The sequence below is a fragment of the Periweissella cryptocerci genome (assembly GCF_004358325.1).
Taxonomy (GTDB): Bacteria; Bacillota; Bacilli; order Lactobacillales; family Lactobacillaceae; genus Periweissella; species Periweissella cryptocerci.
The window spans coordinates 2,061,960-2,080,884 of record NZ_CP037940.1 but is presented as its reverse complement, the minus strand read 5'-3'; the positions used below and the strand labels follow the sequence as shown (position 1 = coordinate 2,080,884).

Sequence of the window (18,925 nt, the reverse complement as noted above, 5' to 3'; positions counted from 1 at the left end):
AATAGAACTACTGATTTATTTGCTTTGCTACCGGTAATAACTTATCTATCCTGTCCAGTACTACTTCAAGAAATGCTTAATTTACCAGGTTTTATTACCGTTTAGAAAATGAAGCCAATTCATTCCAGACGGCTTTGTGCCCAAACGTATAAGTCGCATTTGATTGATAATAGCCTTCACCCATACTTACTTTGACGTTTGCACCTTGTGTAACTTTCAAACGATATACACCTGAATTTAGTTTTTGCGCTGGTAAATATTTATTATTATTTTTGAGATACAAATAAGTTGCCTTGCTTGTTTCTGTAATTTTTAATATTTTATCGGATAACAATGGTTTTGCCATCCCAGCCAAGGCACCTTTTTTATAAAATTCAATATAGTTGTCCAATGTAATCATAAATTGGTCAACGTTGTCGTTGGTTGACGGTTTGCCCATCAAGAATTGCTTGTAGACAAACTTTGACGGTTTAACATTAACAAGCTTGAAGTTGCTTTTCTTCAATGGTACCCCAATTGGCATCAATATGTGGTTTACCGAACTTTTCGTTACATTGTAATTAAGTGTCCCTACAAGACTAAACAGAGCATAAACCTTGCCATGACTATCGCGTGTTTTTGCGAGTTGTACAATTGAATTCTTGGGTGCATAAAAGCTTTTGCCGACACTGTCACCTAGCGCGTTAGTATAAATACCTAGCTTGATTTTTTTAGTTGTCTTGAAATACATTTTGTCTTTGACATTAGTAAAATAACCTGGAGCAATCGTTTTTGTTGCTGCATCAACATTCAATGCGCCCAAACTTATCATACCGACCAAAGCAATTCCCATTAACAAACCACTCTTTTTCAAACCGATTCCCATGTTTGTGCTTCCTCTATCTAAGTGTTTTCTACAGGTGCTAACTATACGCTCAATTCATTTGCAATCAATAATTTTAACTCAATTAATTTGTGCGGCTAATTTGAGCTGATAGTTACTATTACCAATCACTACTATTCTTTTTTTATTAAAAAATCCGATATCAATGACCATGCGCAAATCTCTGTTTATATAAAAAAAATCTAATGAATTCATATTCCGAATTCACTATATTTTTTGTGAAATTAATTAAATGCACTTGGTACAATTCGGGAATTACACCAATTTTTATGCGCATGGAGTTGCTCGTGTTTTAATCATCACCCGACTCGTTTTATCACTTTTTATCTTATATCAGTTTTATCACTTTCGATTTTTCGGCTAAACAAAGGTGTTTACCGGTTTTATTTTTATCACTTTTGCTGTTTTTATCACTTTATCACTTAAAAAAATGTCTTTATTTTCGGCGCAAAAAAAGGGCTGGGGCACAAATTTCCCAGCCCACAAAACAAGCCTGATTTCTCCTTATCGTAGTAAGGTAGAAATCAGGCTTGTTAACGTGCGACAAAAGGCTGCAACCGTTGAGATAACTCACTTAATTCATCACCACGCTCGCTTTGCTCGCTATCGCTGACGAATTAAGTTTCATTATCTCAAGGTTGCAAATCGCCTTTTGTCACACTTCCTTTTTGATTTAGCATATTTATTTTACAAACGTGCACGTAATTCCTTGGTCTTTTCTTCAAAGCCAGGCTTACCAAGCAAACCAAACATGTTTGACTTGTACGCTTCAACTCCGGGTTGATCAAATGGGTTAATCCCATTCAAGTAACCAGAAATACCCACGGCGATCTCGAAGAAGTAAATCAAGTAACCAAGTGAAAATTCATCTTGCTTTTCGATTTCAACAATCATGTTTGGCACGCCACCATCAACGTGGGCCATGACAACACCTTGCATAGCTGTATCGTTCACATAAGACATGTCCTTGCCTTGCAAGTAACCTAAACCATCTAAGTCAGCATCAGTTGATGGGATGACAACGTCACTAACCGGCGTTGCAACTTTCAAGACAGTTTCCATCAAGAAACGTTGACCGTCTTGAATGTATTGTCCAAGTGAGTGCAAGTCAGTTGAGAAGTTAGCTGATGATGGGTAGATACCCTTGTTATCCTTACCTTCTGATTCACCTTGCAATTGCTTCCACCATTCTGAGAAGTATTGCAAAGTTGGTTCCCAGTTAATCAGCAATTCAGTGTTATAACCCTTACGGTACAAGATGTTCCGCATTGCGGCGTATTGATATGCACCATTCGTCGCCAAATCAGGAGTGGCATAATCCACTTGTGCTTGTGCTGCACCAGCCATCAAGGCATCAATATCTGCACCTGAAGCCGCGATTGGTAACAAACCAACAGCAGTCAAAACTGAGAAACGGCCACCAACTGAGTCAGGCACAACAAATGATTCGTAGCCTTCAGCATTAGCTTCAGTTTTCAAAGCACCACGTTGCTTATCAGTAGTTGCGTAAATCCGGGCTTTGGCTTCATCAGCACCATATTTCTTTTCCAAAAGTTCCTTGAAAACGCGGAAGGCAATTGCTGGTTCCGTCGTTGTTCCTGATTTAGAAATAACGTTAACTGAGAAGTCACGATCACCAACAACCTTGATTAAGTCGTTCAAGTAAGCTGGGCTAATTGAGTTACCCGCAAACAAAATTTGTGGGAATTCACGTTCTGAATCTGGTAAGTAATTGTAGAAATATTCGTGCAAGAAGTCAACAGCTGCGCGTGCACCGAGATATGAACCACCGATACCGATAACAACCAAGACGTCAGAGTTGCTTTGAATTTTCTTTGCAGCTGCCTTAATCCGATCAAATTCTTCCTTGTCGTAGTCAGTTGGTAAATCAACCCAGCCGATGTAATCTGAACCTGCACCAGTTCCGTTGCGCAATTCTGCATCCGCTGCGGTAACCATTGCTTGCATTTGGCCGAGTTCATGTTCCCCGACGAAGTTTGAAACGTTTGAATAATCAAAATTGATACGTGCCATGTTTAGTAGTGCCCCCTGTTTAATTGATAGCTTCATTATATTACAAAAGCGCTTTCATTTCTACGAGGTCTAGACCATTATCATAAAAACTTCACATTTTGGTTTAATTATCTTTCTATTTGCTAAACAATTTGTTTGATTGAGTTAGTGCTCAGTAAATTAAAAATTTTAATATCCTCGACGATTTCAATTGGATCAAGCGCATCAATATCGACGTGAAGTACTAAGTCAGCAATCGTCGCGGCAATCACTTCCCCGAAAGTGTGGGCTTCACTGTGGCCAATCGAATGGCGCAAATTAATCGCATTAACATAAACGTTGCTGTTTTCGGCTTCCTGCAATAAATTCCAAGTAGCGTCATCCGAGCCATCATTAATAAATAACATCCGACTTTGGGGGCTAATCTGGCTATCTCGGATGAGCCTAACCAATATGCGGGTAATCACTTCAATTGTTTTATCTACCAGCGTTGCATTATTTTTGACCGGAATTACAATTATCGTTTCATTTATTTTATTCATGATATTTTTCTCGCTTTCTTTAGCATGTGGTTATCTTAAGTTGCCAAAGTTAAACAAGCGTTAAGTGAATATTAAACAAACATAAAGCCGTTTAGTTTGTTTAATGTCTGACGTGGGCTTGAATAAATTTGGCCACTGCGTGCCAGCAAATTACTTGGCGCACCACGCTGGAAGCAACCTCCTAAGCCAAAAAGCGGTCTTAGGAGGCTCGGGTAAGCTGGGCTTCTAAGGAATAAATTCCTAAGAAGCCTCATCTCACCCTCAGCGACGATATGTGTTACACACATATCGCCCCAGTCGCGGTGTAAAGTCTGCGACCGCCAAGTAATTTACCGACACTCCGTTAGTTAGAAGTAATACTCAAACTAGCAAAAAAACAGTTGCCAACCACAGGCCACATTAGCAAAACAACTGCCAATAGAACCTCCGTAAATCGATAATTGAAAAGTACAGAAATGACAATTCCGTGCTAGAAAACAAAAAAGGAATCCAGTTTCCCGGATTCCTTTTCGTGTGATATTTAATTAAATTGTGTAACCTTTGCCTAATCCAATAAGCTGTGCAAGTTGTATTTGCTGATTAATGAAAGTAACTTGTCATCGTAGTGTGGATCAGTTGCGTAACGACCAACTAAAGCATGTGCTGCTTTCTTGTATGTTTTGGCATTTGAACGCCAAGTACCGGCATAGTAAGTTTTTGAGAAACCAGGGCCATCCTTTAACTTCTTTGCGTTATCGGTAAATGAAGCTTTGGCATTTGGATACTTACGGAATTTCGCGTTAGTATAGTACAACCTACCACTAGCGGTATATTCCGCCGTCCGCATCGTAACTGACTTCCCTTTATATGTTCCTTTAACACCGAAGAAGTTGTGTCCCTTTTTAGTTAAACCTGATGTACCCCATGCACTTTCAAGACCGGCTTGGGCCATTTGAACTGAACCGTACAAGCCGTACTTTTTCGTGACTGAGTAAACATCATTCGCATATTTCTTAATAAATCGGGTTTGTAAAGTTGATGCTTTATAGTTAGCTTTAACTGCTTTGGCAGGTTTCTTACTAATTGATTTCTTCGCACTAATGTAACCACCCGTAACCTTTAAACGTGGTGTTCCACCCTTTGACCAAGCGATTCCCTTAACTTTAAGCGTCGTGTTCTTCTTAACTGACTTCTTCTTGTTTTTAAAAGCAGTATCTTTATACAACTTAGTGTTCTTCTTAACTTTAACCTTTGTGGCAGGTTTTACCGTGTAATAATTCGTTACATTCTTAACGAGCTTAGCACGCCAACTAGCCTTAGCAGTTGTTACGTAGTCGCCATTACTCAACTTAAAGCGAGGAGTACCACTCTTAGAGTATTCCACTCCGGTAATACTAATTTGGGTACCCTTAGCTAACTTTTTTACCTTATCCGCAAATGCTGTGTCATGATATTCTGTCGCACCTTTAGCTAAGACCATCGTTGCGGCTTTAGGTTTGATGTAATATTTTTTAGTATCAACTTTTGGTGTCGCTGGCTTAGCTGGTTCGGCCGGTTGCGCAGTGTCATCAGAAGCTTGCGCTGCGCTGTCATCAGTTGCTGGTGCTGTCGTATCGTCAGTTGTTGCACTAACAGTAGTCGCATCCGCTGTATCAGCATGAACCGCAGTTAATTGATCCATCACAAAAGTACCGCCAAATAATGCAGCAGTAACCCCACCGACCGTTAATACTAAATTAATAAATTTTTTCATGTAACATTTTTCCTCGTATTTCATAATATTAGGTGCCTAATTGACACCTTTTAGGACTTTTCGGTAAATGAGGCGTTATTTTATACTTTGTACCCCTAAACCATCATGTATACGAGGATAGCATTAGAACATTACAGGTAAATTGCAAAATAAGAACAAACTAAAAGCCATTTCGTTGCAATTGCAATGAAATGACTTAATTGGACATTATTCAAATTACTGTGGATACCTTCATGGCGATTACTTTGTAGATACCATTCCGTAGTTTGGTTCTCTTTATTCTAGCGCGAGATTCTCATTTTTGTGCTTTTGTTTAAGAATACGCACATACCAAGGAATATACCTTCGGCACTAGTTTGAGCACATCACAAAATCGGCGCTAACTGATTTGTTTGAATCTATACCCTACGCCTATTTTCACTAGTTTGAGAATTATTACTAACTAACGCAGTGGCTGGAAATTGCTTGGTGGGCGCAGCCTTTACACCACGACTAGGATGATATGTGTGTAGCACATATTTCCGCTGAGGATGAGATGAGGAGTCTAGGGAATTTATTCCCGTAGAGTCCCAACTTATCCGAACCTCACAAGACAGACATCCAGCCTGCAAGGCTAATCTAATCGCGTTAGGATTAGATTCAGTATTTTGTGAAACAAAATGCTGGGATGTTTTGCGTTGCCGGTTCGCAGGCATAAGCACTGACTGGCTTGTGAGGTTGCTTCCAGCGCAGTGCGCCAAGTAATTTCCAGACACGAAGTGGCAGTAAATAACAAGATTCAAGTAATATTAGAACAACTTCCGCCATAACTTCATTAAGCCACTCAAGTTCGCATTAGCAAACCGGCCTAACCACACGCGGAAACTAATCCCGAGCGTAGTCGGACTGTGGATTAAATCATCATGTGTTTTGATTGCTTCGTAAACCCGCTTTGAATTATCCGTATCAACCACATCAAAATACGTCGAGCGCATCGCGGCAAATTCAGGCTTTTCGGCAAAATCTGTTTTGATGTAATTAGCAATCGTTGTGATTGTTTCATCCGCCGTAAATGTAATATCACCAAACAATTCCGTTTCAAAATTCATCGAAGTGCCTTCATATTCAAGGTACTTCGCTTGGTCGAATTGATAGAATATCGTAGGTTTCTTCAAGTAGAACATTTCCCATTGGACTGATGAATAATCGGAAATCATCAAGGAACTCTTCATAATCATTTCATCCATTGGTACTTCAAGGAACTCGTACGAATCAATAATTGCATCATCAATTGTAAACAAGTGCATGTAATCCTTGAACTTAGGGTGCATGAAAAACGCAATCCGCACATTGTTTTCAACTAGTAACTGCTTCAAACGTGGATCCGTCAAAAATGCTTGATATTCTTGATAGAATTCTGATTGGACGAACAATTCATCCGGCATACCTTGCATCCAGTTACGCCACGTTGGCATGACGAAAATCTGCTTGAACGCAACCTCGTCAGTCCGGTCTTGTAGCACATCCCAGCGAGGTAAGCCCGCTGCTACGACTTCATGGTCGGAAAAGCCCCATTCAGCCATCGCAATTCGTTGTTTTTCCCATTCATCGGGCGCAATGACTAAGTCAAAGTTCCCAGCTGCTTTGTAGAAATCAATCACGCGCTTAATTCCGTTAACCCCATGTTGCAAGTAAACTAATTTCTTAGTCGCAATTGCTTTTCCCATTGGGGTTTCACGTTGCATCAAGTTATAGGCATTCCGCCGGGTGTCTGATGAAATCAACGTATCGGCTGCAAACAAGTACACAAAATACTTAAATGACATGAATGGCAGCACTTTATCGAGTTTATCACTCACAAAGTGATATTCCGGTGACTTGGGATCAATCACGTAATAGTAGTTATCGTATAGCTTGTTTTGATACACATAATTGAAGAAATGATACCCACTATCATGCGCCGATTGGGCCATTTTTTCATAACCGACCCAGATATGCCGTTTGCGTAATTGCTTACCAAAAATCCGGACATACCAATAAGCTAATGATTCCTTGAAATAATTCTGCGGATTTTCAAACGTTTCGCGGTGACGATAGGTAAACGATAAGCTCCCATTTTTAGTGATATATGGATAAAAAATATCACTATCTAGGTGTACTTGACCACGAATTGGGTGTGCTTGAACTTGGTAGAGTACCTTTGTCGAAGCTTCCACCACACGCGCATAGGTCACTGCACCTTGTGCGTCATGCGTTTTAACGAAAACATCCCAGTATTGGGCAAACATCTTCCACGTAGCTAAATCTTGTTGCGTGCTAAGGTAATAAACGCCATCCGCATATTTCACCTGCGTCGTAAATTCACGGACATTAAACTCGTCTGGATTACGTTGAACAATGGCAATTTGTAAATCATTAGCATCTAATTGACTCGCCGTTGCCACTTCAACAGCTAACTGAATCGTCGTACCGTGGTGCTTGTATGCTGAAGTCGTCAGAATCATATCATGCTTTTCTTTCAACAAATTACCCGCGGTATTTTTGGCAAGTGAAAAGCCCCGATCAGTGGTTAGATATAATTGAAGCTGCTTGTTAGCAACATCAAATGTTTTATTAGTATCGTACGTTTTTAAGAAGCGTTGGTTATCGTGAACAGGTAAATCGCCATCAAGATATAAGCGCACTAGTTCAAATGGTTGATTATCAGAGCTAACCAGTGCAAACATATCCCAACGCCCATTTTTAGGCAAATCAATAATGTCACTAAAGACTGGTTCTAAATCGTAATTAAAAGTGCCATCAATGACGCTATCATTTTGGATAACGCTGTAATTAGTACTACGGCGTTGCTTGAGGACTAATGCCGCTAACGTTGGCGTGTCTTCATAGCGCACCGCAAAACTATACCCATGGGTTACATCAATTTTGGCATTGGCTTGCCGATAATCACTTGAAAAATCAATCTTATGTGGCAAACGCACTGCTTCATTATTCACTTCGGCACGCTGATAGTCTTGATACACTTGCGCATACTGCGTTTGCATGATTAATTCATGTGGAATCGAACTAACCATAACTTGTTCCAAGGCATGAACCACCAAAACAAAACCATCTGTTTCAGTAATTCGCGTTATTTCAGTCGTGTCTTGCCGGGTAATCGCTTGGTGCCCACCATCAAACAACCGCAAGGGCCGATCAATGAACATTTCACTCGTGGGCAACTCAATTTCCAGCCATTTACGGTGGACCACAACATCAAGGGACTGCTCACCCAACGTAGCTGCTTGCACCGCATGGTAATCACCGGGGATTAGCAAGGTTACATTTTCTAGTTTCCATTGTTGATCACTCACGTGTTAGTCCCCCTTCCGCATTTCATTGGCGGTAGTTATTTCTTGATCCATGCGGTCATTCATCGTGTTAACCGCATCAAAAATCCGCTGACTGTTTTGTTGATCGTGTGCAATAAAGTATTTTTGGTACATTGGTTCATATTGCGTATCGAGTTTGAAATCGGCCGTCACAATTTGAGCAATTGCATCGACGACTTGATCAACATCTTGGACACGCGGACCGAATAATTCAGTATCCATGTTCAAGTAACTGCCCCAACTATCGAGGTAGCGTTCCAAATCAAATTGATAAAAAATCACCGGTTTGTGCATATAAAAAGTGTCCCACGCAACTGATGAATAATCAGTAATCATCAGTGATGACTTCATGATTTCTTCGTTCACTTGGATGTCACCAAATTTATAAATTTCCACGTAGTCCGATTTTTCGCCAGCAAAGGAATCGACATAATCTTTAAATTTTGGATGCAAGAAGAACACTAACTTCAAGTTATGTTGCTTCAACAAATCCATCATCCGTTGATTAGTCAACAAACTCGCAAAATGTTGATAATAGTCCGTTTGCATGAAATCTTCCGCGGGTAAATCTTCTAACCACGTCCGCCAAGTTGGCATCACAAAGATACGCTTCATTGGTTGTTCCGCACTCTTATCTGTTAAAACGTCCCAACGAGAAAAACCCGTTAAGCCAATTTTATTGGCGGGATAATTCCAGTAGTCGTGCACAATTTTTTCTTCAGCTGGTGAAGTTGTAATAACTAAGTCAAATGATCCACGATTAGCTGCATTCCGGAAGTACGTGGTTTTCTTAAACGCAGTCACCCCATGTTGCAAGAACACGGCGCGCTTGTTAGCCACTTGGTCATACATATAGCCTGACCGCACCCGTAAACTATAAACGTGCCGGCGAATTTCAGAACCAACCAACGTCTTAGCCATCAATAAGTACAAATAATATTTGAACGAACCGTGCACTAGCAGTTTATCCGCGTGTTTACTTTGCACCTTGGCAAAGTCGGCTGAATCAGCACTCAATACATAATAGAAATCATCGTGCAGTTTGTTTGTAGCGACATAATCGAAAAATGCATAACCGTTGTCTTGCGCAGTTGATGCGAATTTTTCAAACCCGAGCCATACGTTGGGCTTCATCATTTTGAACGTTTTCATTAAACCAAAAGTAATACGTGCCAAGCGTTCTTTGAAAGTAGCTTGGGGCGTTTCAACTGGTTCCATTTCGCGAACCATGAAGGCCAAACTGTCATTATAAGTTAGGTATGGCACTAGAATACGCTTCTGGTCTTTATCAGTAATTTTATAGTGTAAGTATGAACGGTTAACCCGGCGAATAACCCGTGCACCAACCTTTTCAATCCGGATTCGTTCTGGCCCATTACCAAAGTCAACTAGCGCAAACAAATCCCAGTAAAGCGGATAAAATTCATTCCAATCCATCGTCAAACCGACTTTGGCTTTTGTGAATTTGGCGTTGACGGCAGTTACTTGTTTCACGGGTAATTCAACGACGTGTTCAAATAAATTTGACCGCAATTGAATCCGTGCACCCAAGAACTTGAATTTATCATTGGCGCGAATGTGCATCGTTAAGGTTGGCTTGCGTAGGGGTGCAGCTTCAATTGAATATACTTGTGCGCGGACATTGTGCCCAAAACGCGTCGAATAGAAATCCGGTTGCATATCAATCAACACAAAGCCATTGTCGGAATTCATAAACTTAATCCGCTTTTTTTGTGCCGTCATCCGTTCAGGGTATGCCCCGGCTTGGTTACGCAACTGAAGTTCAAACTGGCCATTTGTTAGTGCTAACTTCAGTAGTAAAGGTTGTTCACGCACCCGGCCAAGCTCATCAACGAATTCATCGGTTAAATCAACCACGACTTGGCTGTTGGCAAAAGTAACCACCGGCAAAATAATCGCGGCATCCCCACGCCCAGCTTGTATCGTTGGTTGTTGAACTTGGTCAATCAATGCGCCAATTGCTGGTAATTGAAATTCCAATTGTTGCGCTGGTAATTCAAGTGCGCTGACGCTAGTAACTGCCGTGATATTTTCAGCAGCAAACAACACATTTGCCGCTTGATTATCAGCCACGCTCTCAACTAACCACCCGGCATAATTGACTAACTCTAATCCCGCGAAGACTCCGGTCAATGATAACCGGCCTTCAGTGATAGTGCGGTCAACAAGTAAATACTCAAAGGATTCATCTGCTACTGTGAACGCAAAGAATACTTGGAAAACATTTTCGACATGTTGATCAAGGTAGGCCTGTAATGTTGCCGTTGAAAATGTTAAGCGGCCATTCATATACTCAAATGACAGCGCTTGTGCTTCAACCTGACCAAAAACACGCACCAATAACTGGGCGTCCGTTGGCAAAATCAATTCGACATTCACTTGAACTTGCTGATTGTCTGCCGTAAATTGAGCGTCTTGGATATTGACCGTGCGCTGATTTTCAGTTTTCATATCTGCCATTATCTCCTTACCCTCATTACTTCGTTTCTTCTACTTGATTCAATTGTGACTTCACTTTACGTTTTTTCAAATACGTATCTAATTTGCCGAACGTTAATTTTTCAATTGGGTTCGTAATTAAGTTTGTTAATGCGACGATTACTGACCCAACCGCAAAAATTACTAAGCCGACTCCGATTGAATAAATCAGGATCTTCCAGCCACTAGTAAAGCGTTGTGCATCAACTAAATCCCATAACCACTTGTGGCCAATCGAACTACTTTGCAGTAAGTAAATGCCAAACACATTCGCAGCTAAACCATTAATTAACTTATTACCTGGAATTGGTAAGCGTAAGAATACGGCAAAAATGATAACTGCCAAAATCAATGACAGTGGGTTCATTGGCGCATTGGCAAAGCGCGTATTACTAATGCCGATTGCCCGTACCATACTGATGAACTTGTTGGCGTCTAATGAGTTAAACCAGTTCATAAACTGAATTGAGCCTAACATCAAGGCAGCCACACCTGCCCACAAACCAAGCAATGTCTTTGTCTTAAGGTTCTTAATGAAATCAGGGTAAAGGCGGATATAGCCCCCAATCATGTAAACAAACATCATCCAAATCACGTCACTGTAAATACTGATTTTAGGCGCGATTGTTGGCCAGGCTGACCCTACTACTAAGAAAAGTAACAAGAAATTCCGATATTCTTTTTGGGTTAAGGCTTTAGCGAACTTATTCATAAATGGGACAAATAAATACATAATCATGTACGCGGTGATGAACCACCATTGATTAAACATGATTGGTAAAAATGAGATCCGTAACTGATTCAATGAAATCGTTTGGCCAAGTTGCGTAAAGTGATGGAAGATGAAAAATATTCCCACGGCATACAGCCACACTTGAACCCACAATTTGCTAAGTGAACGCCACTTAAACGTGCTTTTAATTAGGAAATAACCTGATATTAAGATGAAAATATTAACGCCTAAGCGTCCACCGGTTCCTAACCACTGCGTCACCAACCGTGCATTATTGACTGATCGTACAACATGCCAAGGTGTGTGCAACGCCATATGATTAATAATGATGATAATAATTGCAAATATGCGTAATAATTCCACGTTAGATTGGCGGACTTTTTTGACTACTTTTTCCATAATTCCCTCTTTTACATAATCTTGTTAATACGCTATTATACCACGCACCACCAAGCTTTCACGTTGAACGCTCGTGTTGTAATACAAATGTGAAGCTAGATTAATGCGGAAAGGAAAAACTCTATTTCGTCTGACGTGAGCTTTAATAAAATTAACCACTGCGTACCTTCAAATTACTCGGTGCACCACGCTGGGATGTTTTGCGTTGCCGGTTCGCAGGCATAAGCACAGACTGTCCCCCAGTCGCGGTGTAAAGTCTGCGACCGCCAAGCAATTTACCGACACTTCGTTAGTTAGTAATAATGCTCAGACTAACGAAAACAGTTATCAACCATAAGCCGCGGCAGCGTGGGAAAAACAGCACTGCCAAATTTCTTCTCTCACCTTTTTTATGTACCGGAGTGGATAGTTTCCACTCCAAATGTTTCAATTATTCACTTATCTTACACAAGCTTTGAATCAACGAATCTAACACCAAATAAAGATGGTGTACTATACACTTTATTACCGTTAAACCGTTCGTTAGTTTTAGAAATTTTATTTACTACCATATATCGTTTACTGATTCGTTTCAGTTGGATTTTATAATATCCATCTGCCAAGCTAGTTGGCGGTAAAATAATTAATGTTACTTTATTCCCTTCAAATGACGCGGATTTGATTTCCGAATAAGTATCATCACCACCACCTGAGTTCAGGTATTGTGTATCAGTGTCGGTACTTGGACCGTCACCATTCCAAATCGCCTGAATATTGAACCACATTCTTGTCATCTTCTTATTAAACTTCCATTCGTAATACATATCGGACTTGCTGGAATATGGTGATAAATGCCCCGATTTATATAAAAATGCTTTGGTCATTTTAAAGTTGCCCATGGCCGGCTTTTTCATCTTTTTTCGAAACGTTACTTTTTTATTATAATTAATGGTGGTATTCCAATTTGCCGGTATCGTAATCCGTACGCCTTGTTTTGTCCGATTCAGTGTAAAATTTTCTTCAAAAAACTTATACTTACCACCCGATTTCGTCTTCAAAATATAATTAACTGACAAATGACCATATTTAGTTGTCCACGCAGCTAATTTATTTCCTTCGTACCGATCAAGGGCAACGTATTTTCCCTTTTTGGTTCGGTATGCATATTCCAAACTGCGAGCCTTGATTTGAACCCGTTCTTTACGATTTTTAAACACATTCCATGTGTACCAAGTCCCACGATATTTTTTTGGAATTGGTTTACTAATTTCCTTTTGTTTCATTTTACTTAACGTTTTCCACTCTCCCGTATTACGGGTAACAATGTTTGCCACACCATGCACGCTGTGCCCTGTACTTGCACTGCAAGCGGATATGGTCAAGGCAATAGTTACCACAAATATAACTAGGCCAAGCAACACTATGAATTTTTTCATAATATTCTCCAATTACTGTTTTTATGTACCCGGAGTGGTTAGTTTCCACTCCAAATGTTAAATATACACTTATCTTACACAAGCTCTGAATCAACGAATCTAACACCGAATAATGATGGTGTACTATACACTTTCTTACCGTTAAACCGTTCATTAGTATTAGTAATCTTTTCTACGACCATATAACGTCTGCTGATGCGTTTTAGTTGAATTTTATAATATCCATCATCCGTGATGCTAATTGGCGGTAAAATAATTAATGTTACTTTATTCCCTTCAAATGACGCAGATTTGATTTCTGAATAAGCATCATCGGCACCACCTGCGTTCAGGTTTACTGTTTCATCATCGATATTTGGACCGTCACCATTCCAAATAGCCTGCACGTTAAACCAAAAGCGTGTCATCTTCTTATTAAATTCCCATGTATAATAAGTATCGTACTTGCTAGAATATGGTGATAAATGCCCTGATCTATATAAAAATGCTTTAGTCATCTTAAAATTACCCATGACCGGCTTTTTCATTTTTTTCCGAAACGTAACTTTTTTATTATAATTAATGGTGGTATTCCAATTTGCCGGTATCGTAATCCGTACGCCTTGTTTTGTCCGATTCAGTGTAAAATTTTCTTCAAAAAATTTATACTTACCACCCGATTTATTCTTCAAAATATAATTAACTGACAAATGTCCATATTTAGTTGTCCATGCAGCTAGCTTATTCCCTTGGTACCGATCAAGGGCAACGTACTTTCCTTTTTTTGTTCGGTATGCATATTCCAAGCTACGAGCCTTAATTTGAACCCGTTCTTTACGATTTTTAAACACGTTCCATGTGTACCAAGTCCCACGATATTTTTTTGGAATTGGTTTACTAATTTCCTTCTGTTTCTTTTTACTTAACGTTTTCCACTCTCCCGAATTACGGGTAACGATGCCTGCCACACCATGTACGCTGTGCTCTGTACTTGCACTGCAAGCGGATGTGGTCAAGGCGATAGTTACCACAAATGTAACTAGGCCAAGCATTAACATAATTTTTTTCATTTTCTTTTCCTCACCTATGTGTAATAGTCTGATGGTAGTGCGCTTTTTTCGCCATACCACCTAACTTTAATTATGTACCAGAACGGTATATTCACCGTTCCAATCAAACTTAATTAGCACATCAGATATTACTCGCCACAAATTTTCAGTATTAGCTCTCTACTTAAACTAATTAATTTTTGTATATACCTGTGGGCACAAACCTAATTCCAAATAAACTTGGGGTTCGGTTTACTTTATTGCCATTAAAACTATTTTGTCCTTTTTCTATTTTAGTAACTACAATGTATTGTTTACTGATTCGTTCTAACTGAATTTTGTAGTAGGTTTTAACCATGCTTGCAGGTGCTAACACTATCAATGTGACTCTGTTCCCTTTAAACGTTACTTTCTCAATCACTCCATATCCAGATGAATCCCCACCGGCACTTAGATCAGCAACATCATTCCCTATATCGGGTCCTGAATTGCTCCAAATTGATTGACTATTAAATAACATGTGAGTCATTTTTTTATTAAAACTCATCATGTAATACACATCTTTACTTTTGAAGTACCGTGAAATCAGGGTTTTCTTCGATAGAAATTCTTTTGTCATGTTATTTTTCACCATAGCAGGGCGTTTCAATTTTTTTCTAAATGTTACGTGTGTATTATGATTAATCATTTCAATCCAAGAACTTGGTAACGTTATTCTGACACCTTTTTTTGTGCGACTAAGTGTGAAATTTTCCTCAAAAATTTTATATTGATTGTTTTTCTTAGTCTTCAATATATAGTTTACTGAGAGGTGATTATACTTTGTTTTCCATGTTGCTAGTCGGTTTCCAGAATACTGATCCAGGACAACATATCGCCCATTTTTATTTCGATATGCATATTGAAAAGAACGAGCATCAATCCTTATTCGTTCTTTTCTATTAGCTAACACATTCCACGCATACCAAGTCCCACGATATTTTTTTGGAATATTTTTTTTAATTTCTATTTGTTTCTTAGTGCTAAGCTTCTTCCAATTACCTTCCGTACGTTCAGAAACACCAGCCTTCCCTAACACGCTGGAACTTGCATTGCATGTACTTGGAATTAAAGTAATTGCCAACAGAATGGCAATCACACTCGTAAAAATAATCTTTTTCATTTTCATCTCTCACCCTTCTTATGTACCAGAGTGAGTACCCTCACTCCTGAAAACATTTTCTACTTTTTATAAAAGGCACTTGCAGCAAACCGAACACCAAACAAACTTGAAGTTCTGTACACTCTATGACCATCGTAGTATTCTTTTATTTTTGGGGTCTTCTTAACTACAAAATATTTTTTACTTAATCGTTCGAGTTGGATTCTGTAATATCCATTAACCATACTTGCGGGTGGATCGACAATCATGGTTATTTTATTTCCTTTAAAAGAAATATATTTGATTTTTGAATATAGCGAGGAATCTCCACCGGCAGATAAGGCGTCCGTATCAATATTTGTGTTCGCTCCTGAGTTACTCCAAATCGTCTGTGAATCAAATAACATTTGTGTCATATGCTTATTAAACTTCATCGTATAGTAAATATCTTCTTTTTCAAAATAAGGAGAGACAAAAGTTTTTCTGTCAAAAAAACTTTTACTCATTTTATTATGTCCCATTAGGGGTTTCCGCATTTTTTTTCGTACTGTGATTTTTTTATTATGATTAATTGTATCAACCCAATATGTTGGTAGAGTAACCCGTACACCTTGCTTAGTTCTATTCAGCGTAAAATTTTCAGCAAAAAATTTATACTTACCACCCGATTTCGTCTTCAAAATATAATTAACTGACAAATGTCCATATTTAGTTGTCCATGCAGCTAACTTATTCCCTTGGTACCGATCAAGGGCAACATACTTTCCTTTTTTTGTTCGGTATGCATATTCCAAGCTGCGAGCCTTGATTTGAACCCGTTCTTTACGATTTTTAAACACATTCCACGTGTACCAAGTTCCGCGATATTTTTTAGGAATTGGTTTACTTATTTCCTTCTGTTTCTTTTTACTTAACGTTTTCCACTCTCCCGTATTACGGGTAACGATGCCTGCCACACCATGTACGCTGTGCCCTGTGCTTGCACTGCAAGCAGATGTGGTCAAGGCAATAGTTACCACAAATGTAACTAGGCCAAGCATCATTATGAATTTTTTCATAATATTCTCCAATTAGTTTTTCTATGTACCCGGAGTGGTTAGTTTCCACTCCAAATGTTAAATATTCCCTTATCTTACACAAGCTCTGAATTAACGAATCTAACACCGAATAAAGATGGTGTACGATACACTTTCTTGCCGTTAAACCGTTCATTAGGCTTAGGAATCTTTTTAACAACAAAGTACCGTTTACTGATGCGTTCTATTTTAATTTTATAGTAACCATCGAGTGCACCTGTTGGTGGGGATACAATTAACGTAACCGTATTTCCCTTGAATGTGGTACTCTCTATGTCCGAATAGGATTCACTATTACCGGCTGAATCTAAAAGTTCAACATCCCCACCTGCATTTGGACCATCCCCATTCCAAATAGCTTGTGTGTCAAACCAAAAACGAGTCATCTTCTTATTGAACTTCCATTCATAATAAATATCGTACTTGCTGAAATATGGTGATAAATGCCCTGATTTATATAAAAATGCTTTGGTCATTTTAAATTTGCCCATGGCCGGTTTTTCATCTTTTTCCGAAACGTAATTTTTTTATTATAATTAATGGTGGTATTCCAAATTGCGGGTATCGTAACCCGTACGCCTTGCTTAGTTCGATTCAGTGTAAAATTTTCAGCAAAAAATTTATACTTATCACCCGATTTCGTCTTCAAAATATAATTAACAGACAAATGTCCATATTTAGTTGTCCATGCAGCTAACTTATTCCCTTGGTACCGATCAAGGGCAACGTACTTTCCTTTTTTTGTTCGGTATGCATATTCCAAACTGCGATCCTTGATTTGAACCCGTTCTTTACGATTTTTAAACACATTCCACGTGTACCAAGTTCCGCGATATTTTTTTGGAATTGGTTTACTAATTTCCTTCTGTTTCTTTTTACTTAACGTTTTCCATTCACCTGTATTACGAGTAACAATGCCTGCCACACCATGTACGCTGTGCCCTGTACTTGCACTGCAAGCGGATATGGTCAAAGCGATAGTTACCACAAATGTAACTAGGCCAAGCATTAACATAATTTTTTTCACTGCTTTCCCTCAACTTTAAGATGTTACACCCTAGTGGTAGTTCTAATGTCTTTACACCCTAACTTTAATTATGTAATAGGAACGACTTTTTACCCGTTCCATGAAACCCAATTCTCTAGTTTGAATACCACAAGTGACTTTTCACAAATCGCTTACCAAATAATGTTGGTGTCCGGTAAACTTTTTTTCCGTTAAACCATTCATTCTTTTTGGGGATTTTATTAATTTCAAAATACTCTCTTCCAATACGTTTGAGCTGAATTTTATAATATGAATCTCCCCAGCCAGATGTTACCAGTAGAGTGACTTTATTTCCAGCGAATTTTTCACTTACAACATCTTGATATGCATCTATGTCCCCACTCGCCATTAATGCTTGTGTATCAGAGTGTGTAACCGAACCTAAATCGCTCCAAATTGACTGAAGATCAAACAACATATGGTTCGTTTTTTTATTAAAATTCATCGTGTATTGAACATCGCCATGATAAAAATAAGCTGAAACAAAATCTTGTTTGCTCAAAAATGCTCTTGTCATCTTGTATTTAGCCTTGGCTGGTTTTTTCATTTTATGCCGAAACGTAACCCGCGAATTATGATTCATCCTATCAAGCCACACTTCGGGTAATGACACACGGACACCTTGCTTCGTTCGATTCAATGTAAAATTTTCTTCAAAAAATTTATACTTGTTGCCTTTGACTTTAAGCACCTTTTTGACTGCCAAATGGTCATATTTAGTTTTCCAAGTCGCTAGCTTAGAATCACTGAATTTATCAAGTGTCACATATTTTCCCTTGGCATTTTTAAACGCAAACTCATATGATTGCGCACCAATCTTCACGCGTTCCTTACGTTTGCGTAAAACATTCCACGCATACCACGTGCCGCGATAGCGTTTCGGAATTGGCTGTTTAATTTCCGCTTGTTTCTTCTTGCTAAGTTTTTTCCAAGTACCCTGATTATTAACGGATAATCCCGATTTACTTACGTCTCCAGTTTCTGCATGTACAGAAGATAAGGGACTAATTGTAATAAAAAAGCCTACCAAGCTCACCAATACTATAAGTTTTTTCATTTTTTTCTC

The 18,925-nt window shown here is 39.0% G+C and carries 14 protein-coding genes; all 14 read right to left on the bottom strand.

The genetic code is table 11. The features are described from left to right. Nucleotides 1-94: 94 nt before the first annotated feature. Entirely contained in the window at nt 95-865 is a 771-nt protein-coding gene (locus tag EQG49_RS09055) for a hypothetical protein (protein ID WP_133363688.1), read from the bottom strand. A 705-nt stretch (nt 866-1,570) separates the two neighbouring features. Then, a complete protein-coding gene (locus tag EQG49_RS09050; protein WP_133363687.1) occupies nt 1,571-2,917 on the bottom strand; it encodes a glucose-6-phosphate isomerase in 1,347 nt (448 codons plus the stop codon). 122 nt (nt 2,918-3,039) lie between these two features. After that, nucleotides 3,040-3,438 carry a glycosyltransferase family protein gene (locus EQG49_RS09045; RefSeq protein ID WP_133363686.1) on the bottom strand — a complete coding sequence of 133 codons (399 nt, stop codon included), beginning with the start codon at nt 3,436-3,438 and terminating at the stop codon, nt 3,040-3,042. Nucleotides 3,439-3,982: 544 nt separating this feature from the next. Continuing rightward, the gene (locus tag EQG49_RS09040; RefSeq protein ID WP_243115701.1) at nt 3,983-5,170 is read right to left on the bottom strand and encodes a DUF5776 domain-containing protein; all 1,188 of its coding nucleotides are present in this window, start codon (nt 5,168-5,170) and stop codon (nt 3,983-3,985) included. Between the two features lie 788 nt (nt 5,171-5,958). Beyond that, nucleotides 5,959-8,502 carry a CDP-glycerol glycerophosphotransferase family protein gene (locus tag EQG49_RS09035; RefSeq protein ID WP_133363685.1) on the bottom strand — a complete coding sequence of 848 codons (2,544 nt, stop codon included), beginning with the start codon at nt 8,500-8,502 and terminating at the stop codon, nt 5,959-5,961. Between the two features lie 3 nt (nt 8,503-8,505). After that, nucleotides 8,506-11,001, bottom strand: coding sequence for a CDP-glycerol glycerophosphotransferase family protein (locus EQG49_RS09030; protein WP_133363684.1), 2,496 nt, complete (start codon nt 10,999-11,001; stop codon nt 8,506-8,508). A gap of 16 nt (nt 11,002-11,017) precedes the next feature. Continuing rightward, nucleotides 11,018-12,151, bottom strand: a complete 1,134-nt coding sequence (locus EQG49_RS09025) for an acyltransferase (RefSeq protein WP_133363683.1) — start codon at nt 12,149-12,151, stop codon at nt 11,018-11,020. A gap of 443 nt (nt 12,152-12,594) precedes the next feature. Beyond that, nucleotides 12,595-13,566, bottom strand: a complete 972-nt coding sequence (locus tag EQG49_RS09020) for a hypothetical protein (RefSeq protein ID WP_133363682.1) — start codon at nt 13,564-13,566, stop codon at nt 12,595-12,597. A gap of 74 nt (nt 13,567-13,640) precedes the next feature. Then, nucleotides 13,641-14,615: a hypothetical protein gene (locus EQG49_RS09015; RefSeq protein ID WP_133363681.1), complete on the bottom strand. Its 975-nt coding sequence runs from the start codon at nt 14,613-14,615 to the stop codon at nt 13,641-13,643. 172 nt (nt 14,616-14,787) lie between these two features. Beyond that, nucleotides 14,788-15,762: a hypothetical protein gene (locus EQG49_RS09010; protein ID WP_133363680.1), complete on the bottom strand. Its 975-nt coding sequence runs from the start codon at nt 15,760-15,762 to the stop codon at nt 14,788-14,790. A 53-nt stretch (nt 15,763-15,815) separates the two neighbouring features. Then, nucleotides 15,816-16,793 (bottom strand): hypothetical protein, encoded by a 978-nt coding sequence (locus EQG49_RS09005; protein WP_133363679.1) that lies wholly within the window; start codon nt 16,791-16,793, stop codon nt 15,816-15,818. A 74-nt stretch (nt 16,794-16,867) separates the two neighbouring features. After that, entirely contained in the window at nt 16,868-17,302 is a 435-nt protein-coding gene (locus EQG49_RS09000; protein ID WP_165964851.1) for a hypothetical protein, read from the bottom strand. After that, a complete protein-coding gene (locus EQG49_RS08995; RefSeq protein WP_133363677.1) occupies nt 17,284-17,838 on the bottom strand; it encodes a hypothetical protein in 555 nt (184 codons plus the stop codon). Before EQG49_RS08995 ends, EQG49_RS09000 begins: the two co-directional genes overlap by 19 nt. Before the next feature lie 115 nt (nt 17,839-17,953). Then, on the bottom strand, nt 17,954-18,916 hold the full coding sequence (locus EQG49_RS08990; RefSeq protein ID WP_133363676.1) for a hypothetical protein: 963 nt from the start codon (nt 18,914-18,916) through the stop codon (nt 17,954-17,956). Nucleotides 18,917-18,925: the final 9 nt, after the last annotated feature.